Origin of the sequence: Vibrio litoralis DSM 17657 (assembly GCF_000426765.1) — a bacterium.
GTDB lineage: Bacteria > Pseudomonadota > Gammaproteobacteria > Enterobacterales > Vibrionaceae > Vibrio > Vibrio litoralis.
In genome coordinates this window covers 61945-76622 of sequence record NZ_AUFZ01000022.1, presented here as the reverse complement: position 1 = coordinate 76622, position 14678 = coordinate 61945, and the positions used below count along the sequence as shown (strand labels likewise).

Genomic DNA, 14678 nt, shown 5'->3' with positions numbered 1-14678 from the left:
TTAATCGCTACTTCACAATGAACCTCGCTTGTTACACCATATGTGAACTTTCTGTGTAATTATAGTTGTGAAAATTTACAAATTTATTTTGTGTGATAGCGCGCAATTAAATAATCTTAAGGATCAGTTTGTTATGGAAATAAAGAAAGATTTTCGTGATGTATTTTATGTCTCGGATGGGACTGCGATCACATCTGAAACGTTAGGTCATGCTGTCCTTGGCCAGTTTCCTCTGCAAATTTCACAGACTACCTTACCTTTTGTGGAAACCATTGAGCGAGCTGAATACGTAAAAGGTTTGATTGAAGAAAAATATCAAGCGACGGGACAAAAACCTTTGGTGTTTTTCTCAATTGTCATTCCAGAAGTGAAAGCGATTATTGAGCAAGCGAATGCGCATTTTTATGATGTGTTAAATGCCTTAGTCGAGCCGTTAAAGCAAGATTTAGGTTTAGAGCCTAGTCCACAATTACACCGTTCTCACAGTATTGAAAAAGATGCAGCAAGCTATCAAAACCGTATTGCTGCGGTGGAATACACATTGGCGCATGATGATGGAGTGTCGCTGAATAACCTGGATCAAGCGGATATCATTTTGCTTGGCGTTTCTCGCTGCGGAAAAACTCCGACCAGCTTGTACCTTGCGATGCAATTTGGCATTCGCGCGGTGAATTATCCGTTTATTGAAGATGATATGGCGGCGCTAAAACTCCCGAAAGAAATCGAACCTTATCGCTTCAAAACTTTTGGGCTAACGATTGATACCGAACGTTTAATGGCCATTCGCCACGAACGCTACGCCAATAGTGACTACGCCAGTCAGCAGCAATGTGAAAAAGAGCTGAACCGTGTGGAGTCTTTATTTCGCCGTGAAGCTATTCCTTATCTCAATACCACTACCTTATCGGTCGAAGAAATCTCGACACGTTTATTGGAATTGAGTGGCTTGAAACGCTCGATGTGGTAATTAGGGTAGCTTTATGATGAATATTTTATACCAGCCAACTGACGATTTAGCCTTTTCAGCCGAGATCACTTACCAAAACATGTCGCCGTACTACGAGCAATATGGCGTTGAATGGCAACAACAGCAGATAGCTGAGCAAGTTAAACGTTTAGATAATTGGGACATAGTCGCAGAAGGTCAAATTATTGGAACATTTCGCTTAGCTTTTGAAGCAGATAGTTGTTATTTAAGAGATCTACAAGTCAGTTCTTCCTACCAAAATAAAGGGGTAGGTTCTGAGGTTTTGAAAGAAGTAGAACGATTAACGCTGCAATCTGATATTCAAAAAGTGAAATTGAGAGTGTTTAAGATTAGCCCTGCGTTTCATTTATATCGGCGTAGTGGCTTTGTTGTGGTAAAAGAAGATGATCGGTTTTTCTATATGGAAAAGCCGCTGGTCTAAATTTTAATAAATACGGAGAATGGAATGCTCGTATATGGCGATTTGCAGTCGGGAAACTGCTTGAAAGTAAAACTATTGCTGTCATTTTTAAATATTCAACACGATTGGCAGCATATTAATATCCTCAACAAAGAAACTCAAACAAGCGAGTTTTTGTCACTTAACCCAAATGGAAAAATACCTACCGTCGTTTTTGATGATGGTCAGGTGTTGTGTGAATCTAACGCCATATTAAGCTACTTTGCTGAAGGGACACCGTACTTACCAACCGATAGATACCAGAAAGCCAAAGTTTATGAGTGGCTTTTCTTTGAACAATATTCACATGAACCTTATATTGCCGTTGCACGGTTTATTCAAAAGTACCAAGGCATGCCAGAGCACCGACTTGAAGAATACCAATCATTGCAATCTGGTGGTCACAAAGCCCTGAAAATTATGGAAAAACAATTATCTCAATCTGCTTTCTTGGTTGGGAATAGCATTTCGATCGCCGATATTGCTTTGTATGCATACACTCATGTCGCCCATGAAGGTGGTTTCGACTTGACGGGTTACCCAAATATCGAGCGTTGGATTGATGCTATCGCGAGTATGGAAGGCTATGTGGGGATGAGTTAGTACAGATTAGGTGTGGTTGTCGTTTAATCTAATTACCTCCGTAAAAACAGCTCCTTCCCTTTACCTGTGATAGCTAATTGATAGAAGAGCTGAAAGCTAAGGGAAGGTTGGGAAGGGTTGCTGCGAATAGCTTGTTTAAATCATTATTTACTAAGCTACAAAACTGAAAAATTAACACCCACATCCAAATCGCATTTAACGACGACTTGGGTATATAATCGCGGCTTGTTCTTTTTCCCGAATCGATTTTATGCAAGCTCTTACTGATCTAGTCCTTCATTTAAAACCCGATGATCTCAGCACGATACAGTTTTTCTCCTTAATTGGTTTAAGCGGTATGACGTCTATGCTCAATGTCATTATTGGAGTAGGCGGTGGAGCGACGTTAATTGCTTTTATGATCACTATGATGCCAGCGGCGGCGGTGATTCCGGTTCACGCTATTGTGCAACTAGGTTCGAATGCGGGGCGTGCTGTGTTGATGCGACGCCATATTCAAAAGCAATATTTAGGCTGGTTTTTTGTTGGTAGTGCCGTAGGAGCTGTGATTGGCGGTAACCTTGCTTTAAATCTACCTACCAAGTACTTAGAACTCATTTTAGCGGTATTCATTTTGATCAGCAGTTGGGTACCTATCAAGTTGAGTTTGCAAGGAAAAAAAGGACTACTTGGTATCGGAGCGTTTACTGCTTTTTTGACTATGTTTGTTGGCGCAACGGGGCCATTTTTGATTGCAACGGTTAAGAATATTCTACCCGATCGTCGTGAACTCGGCGCAACTATGTCTTGTTTTATGTCGATTCAACATATTATCAAGGCAGTTATTTTTGGTATGTTGGGCTTTGCCTATCAGCAATGGGTTGGCGTGATAGGGCTGATGATCCTAGTCGGATTTTTCGGTACGTTTGTGGGTAAGAAGGTGCTGGATAAAGTATCAAATCAGCACTTCCATGTTGTGCTGAAATTTGCATTAACCTTTATTGCGTTTAACCTTATCTGGAGCTTTTTTACTGCTTAAGCGTTAGAACTCACTTGCTTGGTTTGCGGAATCGGGAAAATTCGGTCGTAAGCCAAGTTATAGATAAAAGCATAGATAAGATAAAATAGCGCCATGCCTAAATCTAAAATGAAGGCTTCTACCAAGCCTATTTCTAACCACCAGGCCATAATGGGTAGTGTAATCACTAGTAACCCTAATTCGAATAAACAAGCGTGAAACACTCGTATCGCAACGGTTTTATTCAGTTGGCCAGTACGCTTTAACATCGCTTTATCAAATAATATGTTGTAGAAGTAATTCCACACGGTTGCGATGATTGAAAACGCAACCGCCAAAACGCCTATTTTGGTCATATCCATATTAATCAGTTTTGCCACACCTAAGGTCAAAATCACCAGACCAATCAACTCAAAGCAAATGGTGTGTCTTAATCTATCGAACGTTGTACGCATTTTTTCCTCTAACTCAATTTCTAATCTAATACTCAAAACTGTCGCTATTATTAATGTTATATGAGATATATTCTAGTTAATAACTATCGCTTTATTAGATAGGTTTAAAATGAGGGAATAAGATGCGTTTTTCAATTGAGCAGCTGCAATCTTTTGTGGCAGCTGCAGAACAAGGTTCATTTTCCGCAGCTGCCCGGCATTTAGGTAAAGCGCAATCGGTCGTGAGTACAGCGGTTGCTAACCTGGAAGCGGATTTGAATTTAAACTTGTTTGACCGTTCTACTCGTTCGCCAACGTTAACAGTGCATGGAGAAGCATTGTTGGTACGTGCAAGACGCATTTTAAATGAATGTGGCGTCTTTTTATCGACAGCCGATGCTTATCAAATGGGCGTTGAAGAGAAGATCACACTAGTGGTGGAATCAATGGCGATGACGCAGGCGGTGGCTGAGGCACTATTTCATTTTGAACAACAATACCCATTAGTCGAAATAGAAATTTTGCATGTGAATGAGAGCGAAGTGTTAGAATTCATTCGCGATGGTCGAGCGCAACTGGCCGTTTTGCAGCAGTTAGAATTGATGTATCCCGGAGAAATTGAAGTCTATGGGTTGGGATCTTTGGAGTTTTGGTGTGTAACTGGTGTCGATCACCCTCTGGCCAAGGAAGAAAAACTGACATGGCAAATGCTAGAGAATTACCGTCAGTTTTTAATCACTAGTCGGTACAATCAAGATACGCCAAGATGGCGCGTGTCTGATCAAGTATGGCGTACAGAAAGTGCACATTCGACTATTCCTATGTTACAACAAGGGCTAGGTTGGGCTTCATTACCGGCTCAAGTAGTCAACGATTTTGTTTCTTCGAATCAATTAAAGCGACTAGAGTTGTCTTTTGAATCTCAGCCATGGAATCAAGGAATCGATCTTATTTGGTCAACTCAACATCCACAGGGTAAGGCTACCCAAGAGTTGATTGCTCAACTTAAAAGTATTCAGCTTTAATGCTTTCGTTGCGTGCTTCAGTAGAGTTGCTATAGAGTTACTTGATTAGATAAATTTGGATATGATGGCTTAAATTGAGCCACGGATGACAAGGAAGCGTCGACGCACATGATGGATTATGCAAAGTTAGATCACTTAAAGTCGTGGGGCAATATTAGCCATATTTCCGCAGGCTTTACCGCAGTGTTAATTGGTTATACCAGCTCGATTGTTATCATCATACAAGCCGCCACCTCAGCCGGAGCAAGCCCTTTACAAATTGCCAGTTGGTTATTGGTATTAGGTTTAATGGTCGGGGTCAGTTCGATTGCTTATTCTTGGTATTACAAAATGCCGGTATTGATGTCGTGGTCAACCCCCGGTGCGGCGATGTTGGTGGCTGTAGTAGGGCAATACGCTTTATCTGAAGTGATTGGCGCTTTCATCATTTCAGGCTTGTTGATTGTGCTTACTGGCTTAATTTCTCCCCTTAGTCGCCTGATTGAAAAGATCCCATCTCAACTCGCAACCGCTATGCTGGCTGCTATTTTAATTCCATTTTGCCTTAAAGCGTTTACTCCTGTGATGAGTAGCCCTGCGACATTTGGATTAATGGTGGTGACTTTTTTTGTGGCGAAACGTTATCTACCACGTTATGCCATGATGTTGCTGCTTATTGTCGGTGTGGCGATTGCTATTTTCTCTGGTGCATTTGTCGGGCAAAGTATTTCGTTAGATATCGCGAAGCCGATGTGGGTAACTCCTGAATTTAGCCTGATGGCGATGCTTAACCTGAGTGTACCGCTTTATATTATTACCATGCTGTCGCAGAACTTACCCGGCTTTGCCATGATGCGCAGTTATCAATATCACGTTCCTGCCAAGCCTGTATTTATTGGTACTGGCATCCTTAATATGCTCTTCGCTCCATTTGGTGGTTTTAGCCTAAACCTTGCTGCAATTTCAGCTGCGATTTGCATGAATGAAGAGGTGGATGAAGATAGAAAGCAGCGTTACCGCTCAGCGATGTGGGCGGGGATGTTTTATGTGATCGCCGGTTTATGGGCGACCGCAGTAGTAACGATTTTCTTAGCACTACCAAAAGAGATCTCGAATATTCTGGCTGGCCTTGCGTTACTTGGAACTCTATTAATGTGCATGCAAAGTGCATTTTCAGATGAAAGCTTACGAGAATCATCGCTATATACGTTTTTAGTGACCTTATCGGGCATTACCTTGTTCGGTATCGGATCGACACTTTGGGGTTTAATCGCTGGGCTTGTGCATAAAAAGGTGATGGGGAAGTAGTCTGTTATCAGGTTTATAGTTCAAAATAAAGATCTAGCTTTAGACTAGATCTTTATTTATTTCAATCATATAGAGCTTGCGCGGCAAAGTTATGCTGTGGTTCAAAAGCCTAACTCTCATAAATGTCCCTTCGAATTTACAATGTAAATAACCTGATTTATTTTAGATATCAGAACAATACTTGCCATATTGATGACAGTGTCACCTTTATTGGTGTCTCTCTATTTAATTGACCTACCTCTGATCGTTAACTCTACTGAAAACACCACAAAATAACCTTCGAAATGAATATAAAGCAAATATGCTATTGATACTGGTTATGATAATCATTACTATTTGCATAATTTGTTTTGCTTAGTGAGCTTAAAGATATGTTTCGATTACAAGGTGTTACGTTTGAGGCTCAAGATAAGACGATTTTGAGCCCGACGTCTTTAAGCTTTGAAAAGGGCAAGGTCACCAGTTTGCTTGGCCATAATGGTAGTGGTAAATCCACACTGATCAAGATGCTGGCAAGGCAACAGCAAGTCAGCCAGGGCAGTATTCTTTTGGGTGAGCAACCATTGTCTGAATTATCTGCTAAGGAGTTTGCGCTTAAAGTTGCCTATTTACCGCAACATCCCCCGTTAACCGATGGTGTAAAAGTCCGAGAGCTGGTGCGTTTTGGTCGTTATCCGTGGAAAGGATTATTTGGTAGGTATAGCGCTCAAGATGATGAGTATATCGATCAAGCTATTGAGCAAGTCGGGTTAACCCATATGAAAAACCGTTTTGTCGCGACCCTTTCTGGTGGTGAAAGACAACGTGCTTGGATGGCGATGTTACTGGCACAGAAGAGTGAATGCATTTTATTGGATGAACCTACGTCGGCATTAGATGTTGCGCATCAATATGAATTATTGGCGTTAGTTAGAGAGCTGAATCAAGAACTGGGGTTAACGGTGATTATGGTGCTTCACGATATCAATATGGCGGCGAGATTCAGCGATCATATGGTGGCGTTACATTCGGGAAAAGTATTAGCCAGTGGCGCGCCTGATGAGTTAATGCAGCAAGATGTTTTACAGAAAATATACGGGATTCCATTGGATTTGTTTATTCACCCTGAAACGGGCCATTCGATCAGCTATATCCGTTAATACCACTAAAAAGGAAGTTTGTATGAAAGCGTGGCTAGTTTCATTCCTACTATTATGGACATCGTTCAGTGTTCATGCTGAAAGTTTTAAGCATGAATTAGGTCGTGTTGAATTTAAAGCAGTACCAAGTGTAATAGTGGCTTTAGATTGGGTGATGGCTGAGCAACTCTTAGCATTAGGGGTTACGCCGGCTGGGGTTGCAGATGTAAAAGGTTATCAATCCTGGGTTGTTAGCCCTGAATTGCCAGACAGTGTTGTGAGTGTAGGCTCAAGACGAGAGCCGAATTTAGAACTACTGGCTCAAATGAAACCCGATTTGATTTTGATGAGTGCAGAGATGAGCCCTGCTTATCAAAAGCTGAATTCAATTGCGCCGACCATGGTGATGAGTGTTTATACCGATTCGCATCAGCCGATAGCAAATGCAAAATCTCAGCTACGCAGTTTGGGTAAAGTGTTACACCGTACCGAACAGGCTGAGCAAATTATTGCCAAATTTGATCAAACATTACAAGCGAATAAACGTCAAATAGAGCAATTTTCACAGGCCCAAAAAAGGCCGATTAATCCGTTGTTATTTATTCGATTTATTGGTGAAAAGCATATTCGAGTCCATGGTGAAAATTCGCTAACCGGTGAAATGATCCAGCGAATGGGTTTAACCAATGCATGGCAACAACAAGGTAATAATTGGGGGTTTAGTTCAGCCACTATTCAGCAATTAGCACCGCTTCAAAGCTCAGAAGTATTCTATTTTGGGCCGTTAACGGAAGATGAGAGAAAAGTGCTGAACCATAATCCTATTTGGCAAGTGATGGCGTTTGTTCGTGAGCAAAGAGTACATGCGCTACCGCCAGTTTGGACTTATGGTGGCTTATTAGCTGCGCAAAAATTAAGTGATGAGGTGACAAGACAATTAACTCAATCAGGTAGCACCTCATTAAAGAAACAAGATACTGAAGTTTTGAATACGGCGATGAAGAGCAAGGCGAATTAATGGACGTTGCCATAGCAAGCCCTTCAAAAGTAGGCTTTATGAAATATTGGACTATTGCGGCAGCCGTAATAGTGGCGATTATCGTACTATTACGTTTTAGTATGCCGTATTCATTGCCGTTATCTCAGTTAGGGCAAGCATTGTTTTCCCCAGATCAAAATAGTTATCAGCAAGTGATTTTGCACTACAGCTATTTTCCTCGTTTAGTGATGGCAGTGCTATGTGGTGCTGGTCTGGCTTTGGCTGGTTCGGTGATGCAAACTGTACTGAGGAATCCGCTAGCGTCACCGACAACGCTCGGTGTGGCATCTGGCGCTCAATTGGGTGTTGCGATTGCTATGTTATTGCCTTTATCTGCTTGGCACTCTGAACTTACCGCGCTGTTCTGGATGACACCTAAGATGTTTGCTTTTGTTGGTGGCTTACTGGCTACCGCCTTGGTGTTTTTATTGACAGCTAGAAAGGGGTTTGCACCATTACAAATGGTATTAGCCGGAATGGTTGTTACATTGTTTTTGGGTTCACTCAATATGGTGTTGATCTTATTTAATGATCAGCAGCTTGCGGGGCTATTTATTTGGGGGGCAGGTGCGTTAGATCAAACCGATTGGAGCGGTGTGGTTAATTTGATGCCACAACTAGGCATTGCGTTGCTGTTGCTGTTGGTTATACAACGTCCGTTATCTGTGTTGCAACTAGGTGAGGATGTTGCATCTTCTATTGGCGTAAAAGTAGGAATACTTAGAATTACCGCTTTAGTGATCGCAGTATTTGTAACCTCTAGCATTGTCAGTGAAGTGGGTATTATTAGTTTTATTGGCCTAGTCGCTCCGAGTTTGGCTCGCCTACTTGGCGCGAGAAGATTGATTTTTCAACTATTACTTAGCACGTTAGTAGGGGCGGTTTTACTGTTATTGACTGATCTTATTGTCATGCCCTTTGCTGGAATTGCTGGGGAATTATTACCAACAGGTGCGGTGACCGCGTTGATTGGTGCGCCGTGTTTATTATGGCTGTTAAATCAAAAAAGTTGGTCAAACACTCAAAAATTTCAACCTGATTCCGAGCCTCAATTTTCTGAACAGCGTTTCTTGCCTGTATTTGCTATTGCCGTCATCGTTCTAGCCTTGCTCGCTTTTGTGTCTTTGTTTTTAGGACAAAGCCAATTAGGTTGGCAAGTCAATTTTTCTGCGAACGTATTAGATTTACGATCTCCAAGAGTGCTGGTGGCGATTTTTGCTGGTTCTGCATTAGCACTAGCAGGCAGCATTATTCAACGAATTACCGGCAATCCAATGTCTAGCCCGGAAGTGATTGGTATTAGTTCTGGTGCTGCTTTTGCTTTAGTACTGGGTGTGTTGTTGTTTGGTTCGGTGACGCGTTTTGAACAGTTATTACTTGGCAGTGGCGGGGCATTATTCATCATGTTTATGGTGTGGTGGTTTAGCCGTAAGAGCCAACTTTCGCCAGTAAAAATGTTATTGACGGGTGTGGCATTAAGCGCGTTATTAGATTCATTGATTCGAATTTCATTGGCCTCTGGTAACGAGCAAGTGAAAGCCCTATTAGCTTGGTTATCCGGCTCGACTTATTTAGTAGCGTGGTCAGATTCATTACTTTTGATCGTTGGTACTGTGTTGTTAGCGACTGGATTATTTGCCTGCCACCGCTGGCTAGATTTGATGGCGCTAGGCAACATTACCGCGAGTGCTTTAGGGCTAAATACCTATCGAGTTCGACAATGTTTGATGTTGTTTGCCTCAATGCTTACTGCGTTGGCAGTGATCGTTGTGGGGCCGCTTAGTTTTGTCGGTTTATTGGCACCGCATATGGCTAAATCAATGGGGCAATATAGCGCACGACATCAAATGCTCTTGTCCTGCGTGATAGGTAGTAACATCATGCTACTAGCAGATTGGTTAGGACGAAATATTTGGTTTCCTTGGCAAGTACCCGCGGGTTTACTGGCATCACTGATTGGTGGTGGTTACTTTATCTATTTGTTAAGAAAGCAGAGTTAAATCGTAGGAATAATAAGGTTGAGCATTTAGATTCAACCAAAACCTGTAGCTTGAATAATGGATAATTATAACAATTGATAGCTACAACACCGTATGAAGTTGGCCATAGAGTCAATATAGCGGGATTTCCATTACTCAATATAGGAATGCTTATCATTGATATTTCGATTATCAGTAATGGTGTTTTATTGAAGTGATGGATTATCAATAGCGCTAATCGCTAAGAAGAATGAATGGGCATTTATTAATAAAAACAGTATAGAGAGACGAAGTTAAATGGAAATCAACACGTTAAAAGGACTCAACTTGCCACCAAAAAAATTAGCACCTGTCAGCTTGGCTTTAGCGTTAGCAGGAGTTTCAAACTTTTCCGTTCAGGCCGAAGAGAAAACCACATCATTGGATACCGTGGTAGTAGTGGCAAGTACTGCGCCAAAAAGTATTAGTGATATTCCGGGTACGGTTTGGTATGTAGACCAAGAGCGTATTGAACAAGAAGCACGTAATGGTAAGAGTCTAGGCGATATTCTAGCGGCCACTATTCCTTCATTGGATGTGGGCAGCCAAGGACGTACCAACTATGGGCAAAACCTACGCGGTCGTTCTGCTTTGGTAATGATTGATGGCGTATCACTAAATTCATCTCGTTCGATCAGCCGCCAATTTGATTCTATTGACCCATTTAATATTGAACGCATTGAAGTGCTTTCAGGTGCGACATCCGTTTACGGGGCAGGGGCAACCGGTGGTGTAATCAATATTGTCACTAAGAAAGCAACACAAGAAGGTTTACATGGTGAAACTTATCTAAGTGGTGGCTCAGGCTTTAATAACAGTGATGATTATGATGGAAAAATTGCCCAATCGATCAGTGGTGGTAATGAGAAAGCCCGTGGTCGAATTTCTGCTGTATATCATGATGGCGGTGGTAAATACGATGGCAATGGCGACATTATTGTGCCTGACACTACTCAAGGTTCGTTGCAGTACAACACGACCTTAGACTTGATGGCTTCTGGTGAGATTAATTTAACCGATACTCAAACACTTTCTATTCTTGCCCAATATTATGATAGTCAACAAGATAGCCCTTACGGTATCTATTATGGTCAGAATTTTGCCGCTTTAGCCGATCCTAGTCAGGTTGAAGTTCGCAAAGGGTTCGAATCAGATCAGCAAGGCGGAACTGAACGTTACATGCTGAATCTTAATTATTTGAACACGGACTTCTTGAATCATCAGTTAATGGTGCAAGCTTCTTACCGTAAAGAGAATATGTCATTCATTCCTTTCATCTACGGTTCTTACCTTGCGGCCTCTGAGCAAGATACAGAAGTAGTCAGCTTGCGTATGGCGTTATTAAAAGACTTTGGCCGCTTTAACCTAACATATGGTGTTGATGGTTATATTGATTCATTAGATAGCAGCCAAACTATTTTTGACCCCGTTACTGGTGCTGCTACTGGTGGGCTAGTCAATAATAGTTATGCGACTATTGGTCGTTACCCTGGAACTGAAGTCGCCTCGATTGCTGGTTTTATTCAAGCTGAGTTTAATATTACCGATGATTGGTCAGTTCAGGGGGGGTACCGTTACCAATACATCAACAATACGATTGATGACTTTGTTGCTGGAAAAGCTCAAACGGCGATCGCTTTAGGGCAAGCAACTTCTGCTGATAGTATTGATGGCGGCAGCACAGATTATAACGTTGGTTTATTTAACTTAGGAACCATTTACAACATTAACCAAGCTAACCAAGTGTGGGCGAACTTTTCTCAAGGCTTTGATTTAGCAGATCCTGCAAAATATTACGGTTATGGTACTTATCAGCCACAAGCTAATGGCCATTTAACTTTAGTCGATAGCATCAATGTGTCTGATACAGAACTTGAAGGCATGACGACTAACAGTTTTGAAGTGGGTATGCGTAACCAAATTGGTGAATTAAGCATTCAGACTGCCGCATATATTTCGTTATCAGATAAAGTGATTTCGAACAGCAGTTCAAACCTTTCGGTTACCGTTGAAGATTCTGATAAGCGTGTTTATGGCTTAGAAACTGAATTGAATTATTGGGTAACAAGCAATCTACAAATCGGTGGTTCTGGTCATGTAGTGCGTACTGAAGAAAAAGACAGTAATAATGACTGGGTTAAAACATCGGTTAACTATGCTAGTGCATCAAAAGCAAGTGCATGGTTAGGTTGGTATGACGATACTTTCGCGGCAAGATTGCAAAGTAATACCATGTTTGACTTAACGGATGATTTTGACGGGGAGTTGGATGGGTATACGACAGTTGACTTAACGACTTCGGTTAACCTTCCCGTGGGGAGCCTAGGTTTTGGTATTCAAAACTTGTTTGATGAAGATTACACCACAGTGTGGGGGCAAAGAGCGCAAGGCTTCTATTCTCCATATTACGGTCCAGCCTCGGTATTTGATTACAAAGGCCAAGGCCGTACTTATATGCTGAGTTATCAGGTTAAGTACTAATTTTAAAATTTCAGCATTATAAAAATTGATAGAAACCTACCTAAAAACAGACACATCGCGTGTCTGTTTTTTTTAGAAATACATTTTTTGTGCAAATTCCATTCCCTGAACCATACTAAAATTATGACGGTTTTATTATTCAACCTTTTTTAACCTGCATCAGGCAGGGATAGACCAATCGAAATCAGTCGTAATCAGTCTTAATTTCAAAACCTAGAGTTAAGCAATCAGCCATCACTAATCGCTTCTTAATATCATTTTAAAAAATGGCTCGATAGTTGCTTAATTCATCAAAATATAAGTTTGAATATCTACTAATTTGGATTGGTACTAGGGTCAGGTAGACAGACCCTAATAATCAGTAATCGATCTCTGAATTTTAAATGATGGGATTGCGATTTTTATATTGCAAATCAGACGCTGCTTTTTATCAAAGAGGAATGGATATGCAACGAGTTGTATTTAAGTTTTCGTTGGAAGAATATCAACAACGCTTACTTAAAGTCCGTCAGTCAATGGAAGAGAATGAGTTGGATTTATTAATCATTCATGATCCTTCCAATATGGCATGGTTAACCGGCTATGATGGTTGGTCTTTCTATGTCCCTCAGTGTGTTGTGGTATCGACCAGCGGTGAGCCCATTTGGTTTGGTCGATATTTAGATGCTAACGGAGCATTTCGAACTGTCTATATGGCAGCCGAAAGCGTCTTTTATTATCCCGACTATTATGTAATGAACCCTCAATTACACCCGATGGAATATCTAGTTAAAGCTGTTCTTGCACCTAAATTATGGGATAGAGGACGTATTGGCGTCGAAAAAGATAACTACTACTTTAGCGCCACAGCATTTGAGTGGCTGAGAGATAGCTTACCGAATGCTCAATTATTAGATGCAACAGGCTTGGTTAACTGGTGCCGTGCGGTGAAATCTGAGCAAGAGTTACTGTACATGTATTATGCTGCTCGTATCGTTGAAAACATGCACAGGGTTGCCTTTGACATGATTGAACCTGGATTACCAAAGCATCACTTGGTTGCGGAGATCAATCGCCAGGCGGTATTAGGTTATGAAGGACACTTTGGTGACTACGCTTCGATTGTGCCTATGCTACCTTCTGGTGCAGATGCTTCAGCGCCACACTTAACATGGGATGATCAGCCTTTTAATAAGGGGGAAGGAACCTTTATTGAAATGGCTGGCGTGCATCGTCGCTACCATTGCCCATTATCCCGAACGATATTTTTAGGTGAGCCAGACGATGAGTTTAAACGTGCCGATGAAGCGTTAACTATTGCGTTAGAAGCGGCGATGGATGTTGCGAAACCCGGGAATACTTGTGCCGATGTAGCCAATGTACTGCAAACCATCTTAGATAAAGCAGGGTTTGATAGAGCGGGGGCTCGTTGTGGTTATCCGATTGGGTTGAGTTATCCGCCTGATTGGGGGGAGCGCACTATGAGCTTACGCAGTGGTGATCAAACGGTATTGCAAGAAGGCATGACGTTTCATTTGATGCCCGGCCTTTGGTTTGATAGTTGGGGATTGGAAACCACCGAAAGTATTGTGATTACATCATTTGGTGCTCAAGCTTTGTGTGACTATCCGCGTCACCTGTTTATTAAGCACTAGAATTTAAAGCACTAGGAATGGAAGTATTTAATAGGCTGGAGGTGTGATGCAGCTTGATCAATATGATATGAAAATACTGCAAATCTTGCAGGAAAATGGGCGCATTACTAAATCGCAATTAGCGGATGAAATTCATTTATCCGTTAGCCCATGTTGGGAGCGAGTTAAAAAGCTTGAAAAAGCCGGTATTATTGAAGGTTATGGCGCTAGAGTAAACATCAATCAGATATTAAAACGAACCTCGGTTTTGGTAGAAGTTTCTTTAAAAGAGCATCATTCGAGAGCGTTTAAACTATTTGAATCATTAATGTGTGAAACCCCAGAAGTCACAGATTGCTATGCCACTGGCGGTGGGGTTGACTACATCATCAAGGTACAGGCGCAAGATATTGATCAATACCAACGTTTAATGGACTTATGGCTTGATTCCGATCTTGGAATTGAGCGTTATTTTACCTATATCGTGACAAAAACCATCAAGCAAAATGCCACGTCAGTGGAAAGCCATTATTGAATTGTGGCAACGAGTTATCCGTAGTTTAACTAATTTAACGTCACCAGAAAAAATCTCTGAATTCTGGTGACTTAACAGAAAAAAACTTACCTCAATCTCTT

Annotated in this window: 13 protein-coding genes; 12 read left to right on the top strand and 1 reads right to left on the bottom strand. The window is 41.5% G+C overall.

What is annotated here, in order from left to right; all coding sequences use genetic code 11:
* Nucleotides 1-133 precede the first annotated feature (133 nt).
* From ppsR to K358_RS0109245, 4 genes are all read left to right on the top strand, one after another.
* The gene (ppsR, locus tag K358_RS0109260; protein ID WP_038150025.1) at nucleotides 134-967 is read left to right on the top strand and encodes a posphoenolpyruvate synthetase regulatory kinase/phosphorylase PpsR; all 834 of its coding nucleotides are present in this window, start codon (nucleotides 134-136) and stop codon (nucleotides 965-967) included.
* Between the two features lie 13 nt (nucleotides 968-980).
* A complete protein-coding gene (locus K358_RS0109255; RefSeq protein WP_244875245.1) occupies nucleotides 981-1409 on the top strand; it encodes a GNAT family N-acetyltransferase in 429 nt (142 codons plus the stop codon).
* A 24-nt stretch (nucleotides 1410-1433) separates the two neighbouring features.
* Nucleotides 1434-2030, top strand: coding sequence for a glutathione S-transferase family protein (locus tag K358_RS0109250; protein ID WP_027696555.1), 597 nt, complete (start codon nucleotides 1434-1436; stop codon nucleotides 2028-2030).
* Between the two features lie 250 nt (nucleotides 2031-2280).
* On the top strand, nucleotides 2281-3048 hold the full coding sequence (locus K358_RS0109245) for a sulfite exporter TauE/SafE family protein (protein WP_083962791.1): 768 nt from the start codon (nucleotides 2281-2283) through the stop codon (nucleotides 3046-3048).
* Here the strand turns inward: K358_RS0109245 and K358_RS0109240 are convergent.
* Nucleotides 3045-3482 (bottom strand): PACE efflux transporter, encoded by a 438-nt coding sequence (locus tag K358_RS0109240; protein ID WP_027696553.1) that lies wholly within the window; start codon nucleotides 3480-3482, stop codon nucleotides 3045-3047. The genes K358_RS0109245 and K358_RS0109240 overlap by 4 nt on opposite strands.
* A 122-nt stretch (nucleotides 3483-3604) precedes the next feature.
* Between K358_RS0109240 and K358_RS0109235 the strand changes: the two genes are divergently transcribed.
* The 8 genes from K358_RS0109235 (at nucleotide 3605) to K358_RS0109200 (ending at nucleotide 14577) form a co-directional block, all read left to right on the top strand.
* Nucleotides 3605-4486, top strand: a complete 882-nt coding sequence (locus K358_RS0109235; RefSeq protein WP_027696552.1) for a LysR family transcriptional regulator — start codon at nucleotides 3605-3607, stop codon at nucleotides 4484-4486.
* A gap of 111 nt (nucleotides 4487-4597) precedes the next feature.
* On the top strand, nucleotides 4598-5773 hold the full coding sequence (locus K358_RS0109230) for a benzoate/H(+) symporter BenE family transporter (RefSeq protein ID WP_038150038.1): 1176 nt from the start codon (nucleotides 4598-4600) through the stop codon (nucleotides 5771-5773).
* A gap of 371 nt (nucleotides 5774-6144) precedes the next feature.
* Nucleotides 6145-6912: an ABC transporter ATP-binding protein gene (locus K358_RS0109225; RefSeq protein WP_027696550.1), complete on the top strand. Its 768-nt coding sequence runs from the start codon at nucleotides 6145-6147 to the stop codon at nucleotides 6910-6912.
* Nucleotides 6913-6934: 22 nt separating this feature from the next.
* A complete protein-coding gene (fhuD, locus tag K358_RS18280) occupies nucleotides 6935-7909 on the top strand; it encodes a Fe(3+)-hydroxamate ABC transporter substrate-binding protein FhuD (RefSeq protein WP_083962790.1) in 975 nt (324 codons plus the stop codon).
* Nucleotides 7909-9930, top strand: coding sequence for a Fe(3+)-hydroxamate ABC transporter permease FhuB (fhuB, locus tag K358_RS0109215; RefSeq protein ID WP_027696549.1), 2022 nt, complete (start codon nucleotides 7909-7911; stop codon nucleotides 9928-9930). Before fhuD ends, fhuB begins: the two co-directional genes overlap by 1 nt.
* Nucleotides 9931-10206: 276 nt before the next feature.
* Nucleotides 10207-12429: a TonB-dependent receptor gene (locus tag K358_RS0109210; protein WP_156888712.1), complete on the top strand. Its 2223-nt coding sequence runs from the start codon at nucleotides 10207-10209 to the stop codon at nucleotides 12427-12429.
* A gap of 446 nt (nucleotides 12430-12875) precedes the next feature.
* Nucleotides 12876-14063: a M24 family metallopeptidase gene (locus K358_RS0109205; RefSeq protein WP_027696547.1), complete on the top strand. Its 1188-nt coding sequence runs from the start codon at nucleotides 12876-12878 to the stop codon at nucleotides 14061-14063.
* A gap of 46 nt (nucleotides 14064-14109) precedes the next feature.
* Nucleotides 14110-14577 carry an Lrp/AsnC family transcriptional regulator gene (locus K358_RS0109200; RefSeq protein WP_027696546.1) on the top strand — a complete coding sequence of 156 codons (468 nt, stop codon included), beginning with the start codon at nucleotides 14110-14112 and terminating at the stop codon, nucleotides 14575-14577.
* Nucleotides 14578-14678 lie beyond the last annotated feature (101 nt).